A 15,635-nucleotide genomic window follows, 5' to 3' on the forward strand; every position below is an offset into this window, starting at 1 on the left:
GCGGGGGCTGACGACGGTGTTCTGAACGTCATGTCCTTGGGCCGGCCTTCCACGCTGCTGTCTTCTTCCACGTGCCCCAGAGTGCCCGGGTGCCTCACAACTGAACATCAATCTTTGGGCAAGACTTAACTCAGTGACGTCATCCCTCGCAAGCGGACGACGCGCTCAGAGGCTACGCACCTCGGCGTGTCGACCGGGTAGAGGGGTTGTGAGCGGATGATGGAGAGTTCGGGGGCGGCCCGGGCCGAGTCGCGGTTACCCGCGCGTAGCGCCGCTGGCTGCGGTGTTGCGGGACGACCGGCCGTGCGGGCGGAGGTTCGAAGGGGCAGCCGTGGGAGGCGAACAGGTCACCGGAATCTGCCCGACCGGGTCGCGCCGGGCAGAAAGCGGAACTACTGGCTTGAGGTGTGGCGGACTTCGCACAGGGCGGTCTCGACGGCCGCTTCGATGTCGTCGCTCTGTGCGTCGGAGGCGCCCGGGCCGAGGTTCGCCATGACGGTCACCTGCCGGCCGCCGGCGATGCCCGTGGCCGTCTCGTAGCCGAGGAAGTCACCGGTGTGTCCCCAGTAGAGACCGCCGCAGGGGAGCGGCGAGCTCTCCAGACCGAGCCCGTAGGCACGGCCGTCCGAGGCGCCCGTGGGACGGGTCCGCATCATCTCCCGCTGCTGCGCCGGGCGCAGGAGCGCGCCGTGCAGGAGCGCCGCCATGAACCGGTTGACGTCGGAGGCGCTGGAGATCAGCTCACCGGCCGCGCCGCCGATCGTCGGGCTGACCGCGGTGACGTCCACGAGCGGCGCGTCCGGGCCGGGCCGGGCATACCCGCGGGGGTGCGGTCCGGGGATGCCGGAGGCGCCGCCGGGCGCGAAGGTGTCGTGCAGGTGCAGCGGTTTGATGACGCGTCGCCGGATCTCGTCGCCGTAGGAGCGCCCGGTGACCTTCTCGATGATCATGCCTATGAGGAGGTAACCCGTGTTGGAGTAGCGCCAGCCGGTCCCCGGTTCGAAGGTCGGGGGGTGGGCGAGCGCGATGTCGAGGAGTTCGCGGGTGTCGCGGTGGGCCAGCGGGTCCGCGACGATCTCCTGCGGGCGGAGGTACTGGAGGAAGTCGGGTACCCCGCTGGTGTGCTGGAGCAGCTGCCGGACGGTGATCGCCCGTCCGTCGTTGCCGTGCCCGCGGACGACGCCGGGCAGGTAGCGCTCCACCGGCGCGTCGAGGCGCACGCGTCGCTCGCCCACCAACTGCAGCAGGACCGTCGCCACGAACGGCTTGGTCATGCTGCCGAGCCGGAACCTGCTGTCACCGCGGACCGGCGTGCCACTCCGCACATCGGCGACTCCGCTGGTGAGCACCGTACTGCCGCCGCGCCCGGTGCGTACTTCGGCGAGCGCTCCGGGCGCACCGTCGACCGTGGTGATGCGCTGCAGGACGGCGCGCAGCCGGGCGTGGTCCGTTGTCCGGGCATGGTCCGATGTGGAGGAGGCCGAGAGGGCGCTGCCTGTCGACGCGCTCCCCACGGCCCCGACCGCCATGGCCATGGCCAGGGTGAGTAAGCCGCCTCGCGCTCGCCTGCCTTTGATCACGTGGACTCCTTGGTCGTCGAGGTCACCGATGCCGGCGCCGTACCAGGATGTCCACGGCGGGCGAGCCGGTGCGATGGGGAGACCGGCAGGATGCGGGGTGGGGTTAACCCCCGACCGGGTACCACGCCGACGGCACCCCGCATGCAGTGAACTGATGGGACACAACTGGCAGTTGCATGCCGGACGGATCCTGGGTGCCGCGTGCGGTGCCGCCGCGGGCTGCTGTACCGGTGCCGCGATCGGCTCCTGGACCGAGGCCCCCGTCGGCGCCTACGACGGCTTCGTCAGCGGGACCACCCTGGGCAGCGGACCGGCCCGCTCGGTGACGGCCGGTGCCGACGACGAGCAGCGCCGTGCGGGGATTGGCAGGCTCGGCTAGTGCGCCGGTGCCGCCCTCGGTGCCCTGCTCGGCCTCTGGCTCGGCACGATGGGCGTCGACCGCCTGCCGCCGATGGCCGGCTGTTTCGCCGGGCTCGCCCTCGGCAGTCTCGTCGTCGGACTGGCGGTCGCCCCGCCTGGTGCGGGTGGAGATGCCGCCACCCGCACTGCCCGGCCTGCTCACCACGGCGGGCGCGGGAGGCGGCGCCTGGGTGGGGACGGTACTCGACCATCCGGTGGCCGTCGCGGGCCGGCTCGCGATCGGCTGCGCGGCGGGCCTGTCGCTCGCCCTCCTCCTGTTCCGCGCGCTGGAGAGAGCCGTCGCCGACCACCTCGATCGCGGCGGCGCGGGGTACGACGAACGGCGCGGCGACCGGCTCTGGACCCGGCCCGCCTCGTGACCCGCCGTCGTCCGGTGCGCTCCCGGCCGATGACTTACGCCCCGATCGCCGGTCTTCATCTCCAGGACGCCGTCAATCCGCAATCGCAGTCCAGGAGCCGATCATGACCACCACCTACACGTTCGACGTATTCTCCAGCCTCGACGGCTTCGGTGCCGCCGGTGGCGACTGGACCGGCTACTGGGGCAAACAGGGCCCCGAGCTGCTCGACCACCGCCTCGCGCTGTACGACGAGGAGCAGCGGATGGTCTTCGGTGCCAACACGTACCGGGCGTTCGCCCAGATGCTGGCCGAGAGCACCGAGGGGTCCGATGTGCGTGACCCCTGGGTCACCCGGATGCGCAACCTGCCGACGACCGTGGTGTCGACCACGCTGGAAGGCCCCCTCGACTGGCCGGACGCGACCATCGCGAACGGTGACGCCGTCGACGTCGTCGCCCGGCTCAAGGAGGAGTCCGAGGTGCCGTTGCGCTCCCACGGCAGCCTGTCGATGAACCGGGCCCTGATGGCCGCCGGCCTGGTCGACCGCGTCCAGGTGACACTGTTCCCGGTGATCACGGGGAAGAGCGGGCTCGACCCGGTCTTCAAGGGCGCGGACGACTTCGATCTCGAACTGATCGACCGGCGAACGCTCGACGGCCACATCCAGGAGCTGGTCTACCGGCCGACGCCGCACGCGTGAATCGGTCGCCGCGGCGCACGGAGGTCAGTGGCCGTGCGGCCGGAGCCACCCCGGCCGGTGAAGGGACGGCCTGCGATGCCCCGCGGGCTCGGCCGTGGAGGCGGCGGGGGTGTCCTGGCCGGCCAGCCGGCCTGCGAGTTCGTCGCGCTCCGCGTAGGCCTGCCGGGCGGCCAGCCGGTCGGTGCGGCGCTTCTTGCTGCGATGGCGGGCCAGCACCGTCCCGGCCATCAGCATCCACATGCCCAGGCCGAAGATCAGAGTCAGCGCGATACCCCCGAGGAACGCCCCCAGCGTGCTGATCGTGAAGGGCTCGGTCCCCATCAGGGTCACCGTGTAGTCCGGACCGCCGGACAGGTTGTCCGCGATCAGCAAACCTGTGAAGGCGGCGGCGCCCGCCATCAGCAGGAGACCCAGCACCAGCATGGTTCTCACCTCGTCGCATCTGGATGTCCTCCAGACGGGTTACCGGGAGGAATCGGGCAAAACGTAACGTGCCCGTCAACAGGGTGGAGCCGCCACTACCGCTCTCTGGGTAAATTAGTAATAATCGAGGCCGACGTGGACGGGCACCCGACCCCGCCCGGTACCGGAAAGGCCGTACGACATGACGCCCTACGCCCGCCGCGGCGTGCACGGCCAGACCGTGGAAGCCCTCGCCCGCCGCATCCTGGGCGGACGGATCCCCGAGGGGGCCACGCTCGATCTGGTCGCGCTCCAGAGCGAGCTGGACGTGAGCCTGACCGCGCTGCGTGAGTCGCTGAAGGTGCTGGCCGCCAAGGGCATGGTCGACGCCCGGCAGAAGCGCGGCACCTTTGTCCGCTCCCGCGCCGACTGGAACCTCCTCGACGCCGACGTCCTGCGCTGGCAGTTCGAGGGCGGCGGCAGTGCGGGCTCCGACCTCGCACTGCTGCGCGACCTCGCCGAGGTGCGGGCCATCGTCGAGCCGGCCGCCGTACGCCTCGCCGCCGACCGCCGCACCGGCGACGACCTCGCCGCGCTGGACGCCGCGCTGGCCGCGATGGGTGAGGAGGACCCCGACCCGGCCCGCGCCGTGGCGGCCGACCTCGCGTTCCACCGCGCCCTGCTCGCCGCCACCCACAACGAACTCCTCGAACGCATGGAGATGGTGATCTCGTCCGGGCTCGCCCACCGCGACCACATCGTGCACAGCTCCCCGCACAGCGGTGACCCCGTACCGGCCCACCGGGCGGTCCTGGACGCCGTCCGCGACCGCGACCCGCGGGCGGCGGAGGCGGCCATGCGAGCCCTGCTCGATCAGGCCGGCCGCGACCAGGAGCGCATCGGCAACCCCGATGGCAAGGGCGACCACACCAGCAAAGGCAAGACCGGCAATGCCGACCACACGGAAAGGCAGCCCCACTAAGTGAAGATCACCCGCATCGAAACGTTCCTGGTCCCGCCGCGCTGGCTGTTCTGCCGCGTCGAAACCGACGACGGGGTGGTCGGCTGGGGCGAACCCGTCGTCGAGGGCCGCGCCGAAGTCGTCCGCGCCGCAGTCGACGTCCTCGCCGAGCAGCTGATGGGCAAGGACCCCCTGCGCATCCAGGACCACTGGCAGATCCTCACCAAGGGCGGCTTCTACCGCGGCGGCCCCGTCCTGTCCAGCGCCGTCGCCGGCCTCGACCAGGCCCTGTGGGACATCGCGGGCAAGACCTACGGGGCACCCGTGCACGCCCTGCTGGGCGGCCCCGTGCGCGAGCGCGTCCGGGTCTACGCCTGGGTCGGCGGCGACGAGCCCGCCGCGCTCGCCGAGCAGATCGCCGCCCAGGTCGAGGCCGGCTTCACCGCGGTGAAGATGAACGGCGCCGGAGCCGTCTCCCCCCTGACGACGCCCGCCGAGACCGCGGCCGTCGTCGACCGGGTGGCCGCCGCCCGCGAGGCCCTCGGACCGGACCGCGACGTCGCCGTCGACTTCCACGGCCGCTTCACCGCCGCGAGCTCCCGCCGGGTCCTGGCCGAACTCGCGCCGCTGCACCCGCTGTTCGTCGAGGAACCGGTCGTCCCCGAGCAGAGCCACCTCCTGTCCCGGCTCGCCGCGGCCACCGACATTCCCCTCGCCACCGGCGAACGGCTCTACGGCCGGGGCGAGTTCCTGCCCGTGCTCGCCGCGGGAGTCGCGGTCGCCCAGCCCGACCTCTCCCACGCCGGAGGCATCTCCGAGGTGACCCGCATCGCCTCGCTCGCCGACACCTACGGCGCCCTGCTCGCCCCGCACTGCCCGCTCGGCCCGATCGCGCTCGCCGCCAGCCTCCAGGTCGCCTTCGCGACGCCGAACTTCCTCATCCAGGAGCAGAGCCGCGGCATCCACTACAACAAGAGCGCCGACCTGCTGACCTACCTCGTGGACACCGAGCCCTTCCGCTTCGTGGACGGACACGCGCCCCGCAGCGACGCGCCCGGCCTGGGCATCGACATCGACGAGAAGGCCGTGCGCGCCGCCGACCGCGACGGGCACGCCTGGCGCAACCCGGTGTGGCGGCACGGCGACGGATCGTTCGCCGAGTGGTGAGGCCCGGTCGCGCGACCGGGGTCCCGGCCCGCGGCGCGTCCCGGTGGCGTCCTACCCTGGCCGACGGCCGCCGCTGTGCGACGCCCGACCTGCAACACTCTGAGAAGGAGACCTCCTGTGGATCTGCGAGCGGCCCTGGCCGCCCACCGACTCGTCGCCATCGTGCGCGGCGCCGACGCCGACGCCGCGCTGCGCACCGTACTGACCCTGGCCGAGGAGGGCGTGGACCTCATCGAGGTGTCACTGACCGGTGAGAACGCCCTCCGGGTCATCGAGCGCGCCAGGGAGGCCCTCGGCCCCGACCGGCCGCTGGGCGCCGGCACGGTCCTGACCGCCGACGACGCGCGCGCCGCCCACCGGGCCGGCGCCGACTTCGCCGTCACCCCCGGCCTGGGCGAGGGCGTCCCCGCCGCCCGCGAGCTGGGCATGCCCGTACTGGCCGGTGTCATGACGCCCACCGACATCCTCACGGCACGCACCCTCGGCGCCACGGCACTGAAGATCTTCCCGGCCGCCCAGGCCGGCGGTCCCGACTACGTCAAGGCGCTGCGCGGACCCTTCCCGCACGAACCGCTCGTGCCCGTCGGCGGGGTCGACGAGGCGGCCGCCCGCGCCCATCTGGCGGCCGGCGCCACCGCCGTCGGCGTCGGCTCCCCGCTCATCGGCGACGCCGCGGACGGCGGCAGCCTCGACGACCTCCGCACCCGCGCCCGCGCCTTCCGCGCCGCCGTCCGGGAGGCCCGGCCGTGACCGGCGCACCCGGCCCGGGCGGCGCGGAGACGCGGACACCGGCCCGGCCGCCCCTCGCCCCCGGCGCGGTGGCACCGGTCGCCGACCGTCCTGGAACCCGGGACACGGCGTCGGGGGCGCGGACGTGAGCGCCGCGAGCCCCTGGCGTCCCGCACCGGGTCCCGTGGTCTGCGTGGGGGAGACCATGGCGGCCATGTCGCCCGCCCCGCCCGACACCCTGGACAGCGCCGAGTCGGTGCGCCTCTCGGTGGCGGGTGCCGAGTCGAACGTCGCCATGTACCTCGCCGACCACGGGCTGCCCGTCTCCTGGCTGTCGGCCGTCGGCGACGACGCGCTCGGCCGACGAGTGCGGGAGGCCGTGGGGGAGGCGGGCGTGGACGTCACGGGCGTGCGGACCGACCCCGACCGGCCGACCGGCCTGCTGCTGAAGGACCCGGGCGCCGAGGGCACCCGTGTGCACTACTACCGGAAGGGCTCGGCGGCCTCCGCCCTGGGCCCCGGCGTCCTGGACGACGACCGGCTCGGCGGGGCCGCTCTCCTGCACCTGACCGGCGTCACCCCGGCACTGTCCGGGTCCTGCCGGGCCCTGGTGGAACGGGCGCTGCACGCGCCGCCGGAGGAGCGTCCTCACGCGGTCGGTTTCGACGTCAACCACCGCGCCGCGCTGTGGCCGCCGGACACCGCCCCCTCGGTACTCGGCGACCTGGCCGACCGCGCCGACATCACCTTCGTCGGCCTCGACGAGGCACAGGACCTGTGGGGTGCCGGGCTGACCGCCGCCGACGTCCGCGGGCTGCTGAGCGGCCCCCGCATCCTCGTCGTCAAGGACGGCGGGCGGGGCGCGACCGCGTTCACCGAGGACGGCGCGTGCACGGTGCCCGCGCTGCGGACGGATGTCGTCGAACCGGTGGGCGCGGGCGACGCGTTCGCCGCCGGATTCCTCGCCGGACTGTGCCGGGGCGCCGGCCTCACCCGGGCCCTGCGACTCGGCCACATCACGGCGGCGTCCGCGCTGCGGGTGGTCGGGGACCACGGGCCGCTGCCCGACGCGGCCGTGATCGAGGCGCTGCTGGGCCTCACCGACGAGGAATGGCGGGAGCGGGGTCAGGCGCCGATGTCGTAGAGGACGAATTCCTCCCACGAACCCGTGATCTCGGCGGAGCGGGCGCGCAGCGCGTACTGGAGCGAACCGGTGTAGCCGTTCTCCATGGTGACGAAGAGCCCGTTCAGTGTGGACTGGAGCGCGTAGCGGTCCAAGCCCTCGTTGTAGTACAGGACGAACCGCTCCCAGCCGCCCACGCTCGTGGAACGGGCGCGCAGAACATTCTGCGCGCTGCCGGTGTAGTTCTTCTCCACGGCCACGTAGCGGTTGTTCGCGAGGGAGCGCAGCGCGTAGGTCTGGGTGGGCTCGTCCCACTCGAAGGCGAAGCCCTCCCAGGAGCCGCCGAACTCGGCGGAACGGGCACGCTGCACACCGGTGGTGGGGGCCGGGTAGTTCACCTCGGTCGCCACGAAGCGGTTGTTGCGGACCGACTGCAGGGCCAGCAGCTCGGCCTCCGCGGCGGCCGCCGAGGCGCTGTCTCCGGCGGCGAGCGGGGCCCGCCGGGCGTCCGCGTCGTCGGTGATGCGCGCCAGCGCGGACGCGTCCACCGCCTCCCAGCCGGCGGGCGCGGCGGCCGGCCGGTCGGCCACCGGTGCGGCGGCCGCCGCGGGGGCGGCCAGGGCGGAGGCCGCCACCAGGGCGCTCAGGGACAGCAGGACAGAGGTCGTACGTCTCACAGGAATTCCTCGGTTTTCGTCACAGGGATACGTGATCCCCCCCGAATTTCTCCGCACCCTTTCGGCGAAGCGTGATCAGCATAGGGATGAAGATGTGAGGTCAGGTACGGACGGAGTGGTATTCCGACGGAATTCGATCGGGATATCGCGGCATTCCGGATTCCGCGGTCTGCCGTTAATTCGAAGGCCACCCCGCGTTTCCGGCTGCTCCGCCCGGGGCACCGCGGACCCCGCCGTGTACGCCCGGCTCAGTAGCCGGGGTTACTCCCGCCGCCGGACGTCTTCGCGCCCGGGTCCCGGCAGCGTGGGTGGGGTGAAACTCAGCCGACCCGCACGCCGGGCCCTCCTCGTCGTCCACGTCGTCGCCTCCGCCTGCTGGCTCGGGCTCACCCTCGGGCTGCTGGCCCTCGGCCTAACCGCGGCCGCCACCGCGTCCCCCGCCACGGTGGAGGCCGGTGTCCGCGGCATGAAGCTGTTCGCCGACTGGCTGCTGCTGCCGCTCGCCGTCCTCACCCTGGTCAGCGGAGTGGTGCTGGCCCTGGGGACGGCGTGGGGGCTGGCCCGGCACCGCTGGGTGTTCACCAAGTTCTGGCTGACCCTCGCCACCACGACCGCCACCGTCCTCGCCCTGCGCCCCGGCGTGAACGCGGCGTTCACCGCCGTGGCCGCGGGGGAGCCGCTGCCGGACAGCGGGGACGTCCTGTTCGGGCCGGTCGTCTCGCTGGCGGCCTATGTCTTCATGACGGTGATCTCGGTCCTCAAGCCGTGGGGGCCGACGCGCCGCGGACGCGGGCTTCGCCGCCGCCCCGGCGGGCTGCGACGGGAGGGGACGGTTCGTAGCATGACGTCATGAACGGCACAGTCCCCGACGTGATGCGGGCGGCGTACATCGACGCCGTCGGTCCGGCCGACGCCATCCGCCACGGCCGCCTCCCGGTGCCGCCGGTGGGACCCACCGACGTGCTCGTGCGGGTGTCGGCCGTGGCGGTCGACCCCGTCGACACCTTCGTACGGTCCGGCGCCTACGCCACACCGCTGCCGATGCCCTTCGTCGTAGGCCGCGACCTGGTGGGAGAGGTCGCCCTGGCGGGTGCCGGCGCGTCGGGCTTCACCCCCGGGCAGCGGGTGTGGTGCAACAGCCTGGGCCACGCGGGCCGGCAGGGGGCCTTCGCCGAGTACGCGGCGGTCGCCGCCGAACGCCTCTACCCGGCGCCGCCCGGCATCAACGCCGAACACCTTGTGGCCGCCGCCCACCCGGCGGCCTCCGCCTGGCTGGCGCTGTTCAGGCACGGACGGCTCCGGGCGGGCGAGACCGTGTACGTCGGCGGCGGCGCCGGGAACGTCGGCGGCGCGGCGGTGGCGCTGGCCGCCCGCGCCGGGGCCCGGGTGGTCGCCACGGCACGTGCCGAGGACGCGGCGGCGGTCCGGGAGCTGGGCGCCGCCGAGGTCCTCGACCACCGGTCGCCCGACCTCGCCGAGCGGGTGCGCCGGGCGGCGCCCGACGGCTACGACGTCCACCTCGACACGTCGGGGCACGGAGTGCTCGCCGACGCCGTGGAGTCGCTGGCCATGGGCGGACGGCTGGTCGCGATGGTGGGGCTGGGTGGCGGGCCCTCCCCGCTGCCGGTGAGCCGGCTCTACACGAGGGACGCGAGCATCGTGGGCTTCGCCATCAGCAACGCCACGACCGCCGACCTCGCCGAGGCGGCCGAGGGCGTGGTCGGCGTACTCACCCAGACGCCGTGGCGGCCGCGCATCGCCGACCGGCTGCCGTTGTCGGCGACGGCGGAGGCCCACCGCCGGCTGGAGGCCGGGGAGGTGCGGGGACGGCTGGTCCTCACACCTTCGTGACCGCGCTCCGCCGCCGGCGGATCACCCCAGTGGGCGGACGGTCAGCATCTGCTGCGCGTGGCCCACGGGGCCGTCGACGTCGTGCAGCACGGTGCTGGTGACGCCCTGGCCGGTGGGGCCGAAGACGACGGTGGTGTCCAGGCCGGTCCAGGGCCCGCGGGGCGCGCGGTGCAGGTGCAGGGTCAGGTCGACGTTCGGGAACATCCACTCCGTCGGCGACTGCCGTACGGCGATGCCGTTGGCGGTGTCCACCAGGGTGACGTAGGAGGCCAGCGGGCTCGCCGTCTCCCCGGCGACCAGGTCGAGGCCGGTGGAGATCCAGGCGGTGGTGCGGCCCGGGAGCGGCGGTGCCACCGGGCGCACGTCCAGGGAGGCGATGTAGCCGCCGGGCCAGGCGGTGTCCATGGGCCAGGGGGCGAGGGTCTCAGGCGCGGCGAGCCGGTCCGCGCCGCCGCCCGCCACGGCGCCGGTGTCCACGTCGGCCAGCAGCCAGGCCCTGGCCCGGGTCACGGACCGGCCCGCGATGAGCACGGTCGCCTCGACCAGTTCTATGGTGCGTCCGGGACGGACGGTCGCCACCCGGATCTCGCACTCGTCGAGGGCCGGGCGGCCGAGGATGTCGAAGCTGATCCTGCTCAGGGACATGGCGGCGCCCTCCCGCCCGGCCAGGTGGCGGTCGACGGCGTGCACGATCAGTCCGCCGAGCGGACTGAAGTGCTGCTCGTCCGCGCTCCACGCCCCGCCGGCGTGCGGGGTGGGCTTGTAGCGGTGCTCGTCGATCCGCTCGTAGTAGCTGTCCGGGGTCGCGGTGCTGGTGTTCAACGGGCTGCTCCTGGAACGACGGCGGCGAGGAGAGGGGCCCCGGACGGCGGAGCCCGGGCCGCGACCAGGATAGTTCCGCCGCTGAACGGGTCATCTCCCGAGTGGCCCGCCCGCGGCTGGGAACCCAGGTGGGAAGCACAGGGGGGCCTGCAGGCGAAGGAGCGGCGCCATGGCGAGGAACCGGGGCAAGGGCGAGGACCTGGAGAAGGGCGACAAGGTCACCTGGAGCAGCCACGGCTCCCGGGCCGAGGGCGAGGTGGAGAAGAAGATCACCAAGCGCACGGAGGCCGGGGGCCGCACGGTGGAGGCTTCGCCCGACGATCCGCAGTACAAGGTCCGCAGTGACAAGTCGGGCGGCTCCGCGGTGCACAAGCCGTCGGCGCTGAAGAAGAAATGAGGCGACATGGACGGTGACGAGCTGCAGGAGATCCGGGACGGCTTCCGTGAACTGGTGAACATGGCGCCGGCCGATCTGGAGGCGTGGCTGGAGACGGACGAGTCCCAGGACGCCGGTCACCACCAGGACGGGGGCGAGTCCACCGGGCACGCGTCCGGCCGCCGGATCGTGCGGATCCAGCGGACCAAGAAGGAGGACCTCTCGGACGACGACTACGAGCACATGCGCAAGGTCGTCGGCTACGTCCGCCGGCACCTGGCCCAGCGCCCGTCGGGCGACGTCGAGGAGTCCAGGTGGCGTTACTCGCTCATGAACTGGGGCCATGACCCCCTCGCGTGACACCGCCGTCGCGCCCGCCGGAAGGAGACGCACCCGATGGGAGACCCGCACCGGCGCCCCGAGGGCGTCAGCGACGAGACCGTGGCGGCCCTGGGCTCCCTGTCCAAGGCCCTGGAGACGACCGAGTGCGCCCGCGGGCACCTGTTCGCCTTCCACCAGCTGACCGGCTCGGCGGACTTCGAGCTGGACCGCGCCGTCGAACTGCTGCGCGCCGCCGGGCACCCGGAGTGGGCGGAACGGGTCCGCACGGAGATCCTGGGCCGCAACGTCATCCCCGGCCACTGGACGTTCCAGGTCGTCGAGGCGTACGACCGGACCTACTACGAGCCGTTCAGGGACCTGGAGCGCGAGGCCGTGGACCGGCTCGCCGAGGGCCGCGGCCACCTGTACGAGGCGGAGTTGAAGGAGGCCCGCCGCACCCGGAACCACCCGGACCACACGGCCGGCCCCGACGGCCCTCCCACCTGACGGCGGAGTGCCCGGCGCTTCCGTTCAGTCGCGCCCGCGGGCCCGTTTGAAGCGGTCCAGGCCCTCGGCGAGGTCGACGATCGGGTCCGGGTAGGCGTCGTACTTCGCGCGCTCCCGGCCCGTCAGCCGCCACGGCTCATGCACCAACCGCCCCTCCAGGCCCTCCAGTTCGGGCACCCAGCGGCGCACGTACGTCCCGTCGGGGTCGAAGCGCCGTGCCTGGGCCGTGGGGTTGAGGACGCGGTGCGGGCGGGTGTCCGTGCCGGTACCGGCGGTCCACTGCCAGTTGAGCTGGTTGTTGGCCACGTCGCCGTCCACGAGCAGGTCCAGGAAGTGCCGGGCGCCCACCCGCCAGTCGATGTAGAGCGTCTTGGTGAGGAAGCTGGCGGTCAGCAGCCGGGCCCGGTTGTGCATCCAGCCCTCGTGCCGCAACTGGCGCATGGCAGCGTCGACGACCGGGTAGCCGGTTCGCCCGTCCTTCCAGGCGGCGATCTCCTCGTCCGCCCGGGCTCCGGTGCGCCAGTGGTCGTGCCTGGTGCGGTAGTCGGCCGTCGAGGCCTGCGGCCGCGCGGACAGCACCTGGGCGTGGAAGTCCCGCCAGGCGACCTGCCGCACGAACGCCTCGGCGCCGGCACCGCCCTTGTCTCGGGCGCGGTGCACCAGCTCGACGGGGGAGAGGGCACCGAAGTGCAGGTGCGGGGAGAGGCGCGAGGTGTCGTCGCCGGCCAGGTCGTCGTGCTGGTCCGCGTAGCCGGTGATGCCGTCGCGCAGCCAAGCCGTCAGACGTTTCCTGGCCTCCTCCTCGCCGCCGGCCGCCAGCCCCGGGGACAGTCCCGTGAGGTCGCTTCGGCTCGGCAGCGGCTCCGATTCGACGCCGTCCGGGACCCGGACCTTGCGGGGCGCGGCGAGCGCGTCGCGGACGGAGCACTCGCTCCAGCGCCGGAAGTACGGCGTGAAGACGGCGAAGTGGTCGGAGGAGGCCGGGGTGACCGCCCCCGGCGCCAGCACGGTCGTCACGGCGTCGTGCACGTGCAGTCGGCAGCCCCGCGCCTCGAGGGCGTCCCGGAGCAGCTCCTCGCGCCGGTGGGCGTGCCCGCTGACGTCGGCCGCCATGTGCAGCTCGTCGGCCCCCGCCTCGCCGGCCACCGCGCACACCTCCTCGACCAGGTCGCCGGAGCGGACGATCAGCCGCCCGCCCCGGTCCCGCAGCCCCGCGTCCAGGTCGCGCAGGCAGTCGGCGAGGAAGGCGAGCCGGTTGGGCGCGGCGAAACCGGCCGCGTCGACGGCCCGGTCGCGCACGAACAGCGGTACGACGGACGCGGACCCGTCGAGGGCCGCGCGCAGGGGCGGATGGTCGTGCAGCCGCAGGTCCCGGGTGAACAGGACGACCGACGTGGTCATGACGCTCCTCGCAGGGGGGTCGGGCCGCCGGACCGGGCGGGGGCGGAGCGCGGCGGCCTCACGGGGCCGCCGGGTCCCGGGTGGCGGCCCGGGCGATGTTGCGGGCCATGCCGCCGAACACCGCGGCGTGGAACGCCCACACGCTCCACCAGTAGGCGTGCCCGGCCAGCCCGTGCGGATGGAACAGCGCCCGCTGGCGGTACCGCGTCCGGCCCGCGCCGTCGGTGTCGGCGTACATCTCCAGCCAGGCCAGGCCCGGCAGCCGCATCTCGGCGCGCAGCCGCAGCAGCCGGCCGGGGACGATCTCCTCCACCCGCCAGAAGTCGAGCGAGTCGCCGGCCCGCAGCCGGGCGGCGTCCCGGCGGCCGCGGCGCAGGCCGACCCCGCCGACCAGCCGGTCGAGCCAGCCCCGTACCGCCCAGGCCAGCGGGAAGGAGTACCAGCCGTTGTCGCCGCCGATCCCCTCGATGACCCGCCACAGCGCGGCGGGCGAGGCGTCGACGGTCAGCGTGCGGTGGTCGGTGTAGAGGCTGCCGCCCGCCCAGTCCGGGTCGGTGGGCAGCGGGTCGCTGGGCGCCCCCGGCACCGACGCGGACGACCAGCGGGTGGTGACCTGGGCGTCCCGCACGCGTTGCAGGGCCAGCCGCAGCGCGCCGTCGAAGCCGAGCGGATAACCCGGCGGCGCGGGCACGTACTTCAGGATGTCGTTCTCCCGGCACACCACCTCGTGCCGCAGCGACTCGGTGAGCGGGCGGGCGATCGAGGCGGGGACGGGCGTGATCAGGCCGACCCAGTGGCTGGACAGGCCCGGTGACAGCATCGGCACCGAGACGATCAGCCGCTTGGGCAGCTGTGCCACCTCGGCGTAGCGGACCATCATCTCGCGGTAGGTCAGGACGTCCGGCCCGCCCACGTCGAAGGCGCGGGACACCTCCGCCGGCATCGTCGCGCTGCCGACGAGCGCGCGCAGCACGTCCCGGACGGCGATCGGCTGGATGCGGGTGTGCACCCAGCTGGGCGTGACCATCACCGGCAGCCGCTCGGTGAGGTAGCGCAGCATCTCGAAGGAGGCCGACCCGGATCCGATGACGATCGCGGCGCGCAGCACGGTCGTGGGCACCCCCGAGGCCAGGAGGATGCGGCCGACCTCGGCACGGGAGCGCAGGTGGGGGGAGAGTTCCCGTTCCGGCACGTCCGACGGGGTCAGTCCGCCGAGGTAGACGATGCGCCGGACCCCGGCCGCCTCGGCCCGCTCGGCGAAGGTGCGCGCCGCGCGCCGGTCCGTCTCCTCGAAGTCGTCGCCGCTGCCCAGCGCGTGCACCAGGTAGTAGGCGACGTCGACGCCCTCCATCGCCCGCGCCACCGAGTCGGCGTCCAGGACGTCTCCCTGAACCACCTCGGCCTCCCCGGCCCACGGGTGGTCGCGCAGCTTGTGCGGGGAGCGGGCCAGGCACCGCACCCGGTGCCCGGCGCCGAGCAGTTCCGGCACGAGCCGGCCGCCGACGTAGCCGGTGGCGCCGGTGACGAGGCAGCGCAGGTTGGTTCCGCCGCCCTCACCCGGGCCTTCGCCGCTCGCGCGGTCGCGTTCTGCACTCATGGGGCTCCGTCTCTCACGGGTCGGTCGTCACGTGATCACTTCCCGCGGGCGCACGGTGGCGGATGCGCGGGTTCCCAGGTTGACCCTTCTATACGCTGATCGCGTGGCGACAGCGAACCAGCGCGGGCAGCACGCGCACGAACGGGGGACCGGGGCCGGTCCGGAGGCGAGTGACCTGCACGTCCTCGCCTCGCACCTGAGGCGGATGAACGGCGAGATCAACCGCCTGGTGCACGGGTTCGCCGGCAGCCAGGGTCTGCACGCCACCGACGTGCAGGCGCTCGCGGCGATTCTCGACTCGCCCGAGCCCATGACGCCGGGCCGGCTGCGCGAGCACCTCGGGCTCACCTCGGGCGCGGTGACCGCGTGTGTGGACCGGCTGGAGCGCGCGGGGCACGTGCGCCGGGTCCGGGAGAGCGCCGACCGCAGGGTCGTCCATCTGCACTACGTGCCGGACGCGCGGGCGGCGGCCCGGACGTACTTCAGGCCGCTGGCCGAGGCCGCCGCGTCGGCCGGCTCGCGCTTCGACGAGGACGAACTGGCGGTCGTGGTGCGTTTCCTGGCGGCGATGAACCAGGAACTGGGTCTCGTACGGTCCGACGCCGACTGATCGACCGCCGTCCCCCGCATCCGGAGGACGCCTCGGGGCAGAAGTGCGGT

General features: G+C 73.7%; 19 protein-coding genes. 13 read left to right on the forward strand and 6 right to left on the reverse strand.

Annotated elements, in window-relative coordinates:
- Positions 1-392: 392 nt before the first annotated feature.
- Positions 393-1,580 (reverse strand): serine hydrolase domain-containing protein, encoded by a 1,188-nt coding sequence (locus ACGF3J_RS32740; protein ID WP_393855450.1) that lies wholly within the window; start codon positions 1,578-1,580, stop codon positions 393-395.
- 154 nt (positions 1,581-1,734) lie between these two features.
- On the opposite strand from ACGF3J_RS32740, the gene ACGF3J_RS32745 reads away from it, so the two are divergent.
- From ACGF3J_RS32745 to ACGF3J_RS32755, 3 genes are all read left to right on the forward strand, one after another.
- A complete protein-coding gene (locus ACGF3J_RS32745) occupies positions 1,735-1,959 on the forward strand; it encodes a hypothetical protein (RefSeq protein WP_393855451.1) in 225 nt (74 codons plus the stop codon).
- 151 nt (positions 1,960-2,110) lie between these two features.
- Positions 2,111-2,359, forward strand: coding sequence for a hypothetical protein (locus ACGF3J_RS32750; protein WP_161327957.1), 249 nt, complete (start codon positions 2,111-2,113; stop codon positions 2,357-2,359).
- A 103-nt stretch (positions 2,360-2,462) separates the two neighbouring features.
- Positions 2,463-3,041 carry a dihydrofolate reductase family protein gene (locus ACGF3J_RS32755; protein ID WP_161327958.1) on the forward strand — a complete coding sequence of 193 codons (579 nt, stop codon included), beginning with the start codon at positions 2,463-2,465 and terminating at the stop codon, positions 3,039-3,041.
- A 24-nt stretch (positions 3,042-3,065) separates the two neighbouring features.
- On the opposite strand, the gene ACGF3J_RS32760 is transcribed toward ACGF3J_RS32755, so the two are convergent.
- Positions 3,066-3,464, reverse strand: a complete 399-nt coding sequence (locus tag ACGF3J_RS32760) for a hypothetical protein (RefSeq protein ID WP_161327959.1) — start codon at positions 3,462-3,464, stop codon at positions 3,066-3,068.
- 181 nt (positions 3,465-3,645) lie between these two features.
- On the opposite strand from ACGF3J_RS32760, the gene ACGF3J_RS32765 reads away from it, so the two are divergent.
- The 4 genes from ACGF3J_RS32765 (at position 3,646) to ACGF3J_RS32780 (ending at position 7,444) form a co-directional block, all read left to right on the forward strand.
- Positions 3,646-4,425 carry a FadR/GntR family transcriptional regulator gene (locus ACGF3J_RS32765; protein ID WP_393855452.1) on the forward strand — a complete coding sequence of 260 codons (780 nt, stop codon included), beginning with the start codon at positions 3,646-3,648 and terminating at the stop codon, positions 4,423-4,425.
- A complete protein-coding gene (gene dgoD, locus ACGF3J_RS32770; RefSeq protein WP_393855453.1) occupies positions 4,426-5,571 on the forward strand; it encodes a galactonate dehydratase in 1,146 nt (381 codons plus the stop codon). It abuts the gene before it with no gap.
- 117 nt (positions 5,572-5,688) lie between these two features.
- On the forward strand, positions 5,689-6,321 hold the full coding sequence (locus ACGF3J_RS32775) for a bifunctional 4-hydroxy-2-oxoglutarate aldolase/2-dehydro-3-deoxy-phosphogluconate aldolase (RefSeq protein WP_393855454.1): 633 nt from the start codon (positions 5,689-5,691) through the stop codon (positions 6,319-6,321).
- Positions 6,322-6,445: 124 nt separating this feature from the next.
- Positions 6,446-7,444: a sugar kinase gene (locus tag ACGF3J_RS32780; protein ID WP_393855455.1), complete on the forward strand. Its 999-nt coding sequence runs from the start codon at positions 6,446-6,448 to the stop codon at positions 7,442-7,444.
- Here the strand turns inward: ACGF3J_RS32780 and ACGF3J_RS32785 are convergent.
- Entirely contained in the window at positions 7,426-8,100 is a 675-nt protein-coding gene (locus tag ACGF3J_RS32785) for a hypothetical protein (protein WP_393855456.1), read from the reverse strand. The genes ACGF3J_RS32780 and ACGF3J_RS32785 overlap by 19 nt on opposite strands.
- A gap of 313 nt (positions 8,101-8,413) precedes the next feature.
- On the opposite strand from ACGF3J_RS32785, the gene ACGF3J_RS32790 reads away from it, so the two are divergent.
- Both ACGF3J_RS32790 and ACGF3J_RS32795 read left to right on the forward strand, forming a co-directional pair.
- Complete coding sequence (locus tag ACGF3J_RS32790) at positions 8,414-8,953, forward strand: DUF2269 family protein (protein WP_346345931.1); 540 nt, start codon at positions 8,414-8,416, stop codon at positions 8,951-8,953.
- Positions 8,950-9,951: a zinc-binding dehydrogenase gene (locus tag ACGF3J_RS32795; RefSeq protein WP_393855457.1), complete on the forward strand. Its 1,002-nt coding sequence runs from the start codon at positions 8,950-8,952 to the stop codon at positions 9,949-9,951. Before ACGF3J_RS32790 ends, ACGF3J_RS32795 begins: the two co-directional genes overlap by 4 nt.
- A gap of 21 nt (positions 9,952-9,972) precedes the next feature.
- Here the strand turns inward: ACGF3J_RS32795 and ACGF3J_RS32800 are convergent, their stop codons facing one another.
- Positions 9,973-10,773: a thioesterase family protein gene (locus ACGF3J_RS32800; protein ID WP_161328618.1), complete on the reverse strand. Its 801-nt coding sequence runs from the start codon at positions 10,771-10,773 to the stop codon at positions 9,973-9,975.
- Positions 10,774-10,942: 169 nt separating this feature from the next.
- Between ACGF3J_RS32800 and ACGF3J_RS32805 the strand changes: the two genes are divergently transcribed.
- From ACGF3J_RS32805 to ACGF3J_RS32815, 3 genes are read left to right on the forward strand one after another with little or no spacing between them, the layout of a single operon-like run.
- Entirely contained in the window at positions 10,943-11,170 is a 228-nt protein-coding gene (locus ACGF3J_RS32805) for a DUF2945 domain-containing protein (protein WP_161328617.1), read from the forward strand.
- Positions 11,171-11,176: 6 nt separating this feature from the next.
- Positions 11,177-11,509, forward strand: coding sequence for a DUF3140 domain-containing protein (locus ACGF3J_RS32810; protein ID WP_161328616.1), 333 nt, complete (start codon positions 11,177-11,179; stop codon positions 11,507-11,509).
- A gap of 36 nt (positions 11,510-11,545) precedes the next feature.
- Complete coding sequence (locus ACGF3J_RS32815) at positions 11,546-11,977, forward strand: hypothetical protein (RefSeq protein ID WP_161328615.1); 432 nt, start codon at positions 11,546-11,548, stop codon at positions 11,975-11,977.
- A 24-nt stretch (positions 11,978-12,001) separates the two neighbouring features.
- On the opposite strand, the gene ACGF3J_RS32820 is transcribed toward ACGF3J_RS32815, so the two are convergent.
- Together ACGF3J_RS32820 and ACGF3J_RS32825 are read right to left on the reverse strand one after the other, a co-directional pair.
- Positions 12,002-13,378 carry a cryptochrome/photolyase family protein gene (locus ACGF3J_RS32820; protein ID WP_393855458.1) on the reverse strand — a complete coding sequence of 459 codons (1,377 nt, stop codon included), beginning with the start codon at positions 13,376-13,378 and terminating at the stop codon, positions 12,002-12,004.
- A gap of 58 nt (positions 13,379-13,436) precedes the next feature.
- The gene (locus tag ACGF3J_RS32825) at positions 13,437-14,975 is read right to left on the reverse strand and encodes an SDR family oxidoreductase (protein WP_393855459.1); all 1,539 of its coding nucleotides are present in this window, start codon (positions 14,973-14,975) and stop codon (positions 13,437-13,439) included.
- 103 nt (positions 14,976-15,078) lie between these two features.
- Here ACGF3J_RS32825 and ACGF3J_RS32830 point away from each other — a divergent pair, with 103 nt between their 5' ends.
- Positions 15,079-15,585, forward strand: coding sequence for a MarR family winged helix-turn-helix transcriptional regulator (locus ACGF3J_RS32830; protein WP_393855460.1), 507 nt, complete (start codon positions 15,079-15,081; stop codon positions 15,583-15,585).
- Positions 15,586-15,635 lie beyond the last annotated feature (50 nt).

This window comes from Streptomyces sp. NPDC048171 (assembly GCF_043202655.1).
Taxonomy (GTDB): Bacteria; Actinomycetota; Actinomycetes; order Streptomycetales; family Streptomycetaceae; genus Streptomyces.

What these genes read in the sequence shown, in the direction of transcription:
- ACGF3J_RS32825 (WP_393855459.1), bottom strand. Translation starts at nt 14,975, where the DNA reads ATGAGTGCAGAACGCGACCGCGCGAGCGGCGAAGGCCCGGGTGAGGGC.
- ACGF3J_RS32750 (WP_161327957.1), top strand. Translation starts at nt 2,111, where the DNA reads ATGCCGCCACCCGCACTGCCCGGCCTGCTCACCACGGCGGGCGCGGGA.
- ACGF3J_RS32745 (WP_393855451.1), top strand. Translation starts at nt 1,735, where the DNA reads ATGGGACACAACTGGCAGTTGCATGCCGGACGGATCCTGGGTGCCGCG.
- ACGF3J_RS32810 (WP_161328616.1), top strand. Translation starts at nt 11,177, where the DNA reads ATGGACGGTGACGAGCTGCAGGAGATCCGGGACGGCTTCCGTGAACTG.
- ACGF3J_RS32760 (WP_161327959.1), bottom strand. Translation starts at nt 3,464, where the DNA reads ATGCTGGTGCTGGGTCTCCTGCTGATGGCGGGCGCCGCCGCCTTCACA.
- ACGF3J_RS32795 (WP_393855457.1), top strand. Translation starts at nt 8,950, where the DNA reads ATGAACGGCACAGTCCCCGACGTGATGCGGGCGGCGTACATCGACGCC.
- ACGF3J_RS32820 (WP_393855458.1), bottom strand. Translation starts at nt 13,378, where the DNA reads ATGACCACGTCGGTCGTCCTGTTCACCCGGGACCTGCGGCTGCACGAC.
- ACGF3J_RS32815 (WP_161328615.1), top strand. Translation starts at nt 11,546, where the DNA reads ATGGGAGACCCGCACCGGCGCCCCGAGGGCGTCAGCGACGAGACCGTG.
- ACGF3J_RS32755 (WP_161327958.1), top strand. Translation starts at nt 2,463, where the DNA reads ATGACCACCACCTACACGTTCGACGTATTCTCCAGCCTCGACGGCTTC.
- ACGF3J_RS32805 (WP_161328617.1), top strand. Translation starts at nt 10,943, where the DNA reads ATGGCGAGGAACCGGGGCAAGGGCGAGGACCTGGAGAAGGGCGACAAG.
- ACGF3J_RS32765 (WP_393855452.1), top strand. Translation starts at nt 3,646, where the DNA reads ATGACGCCCTACGCCCGCCGCGGCGTGCACGGCCAGACCGTGGAAGCC.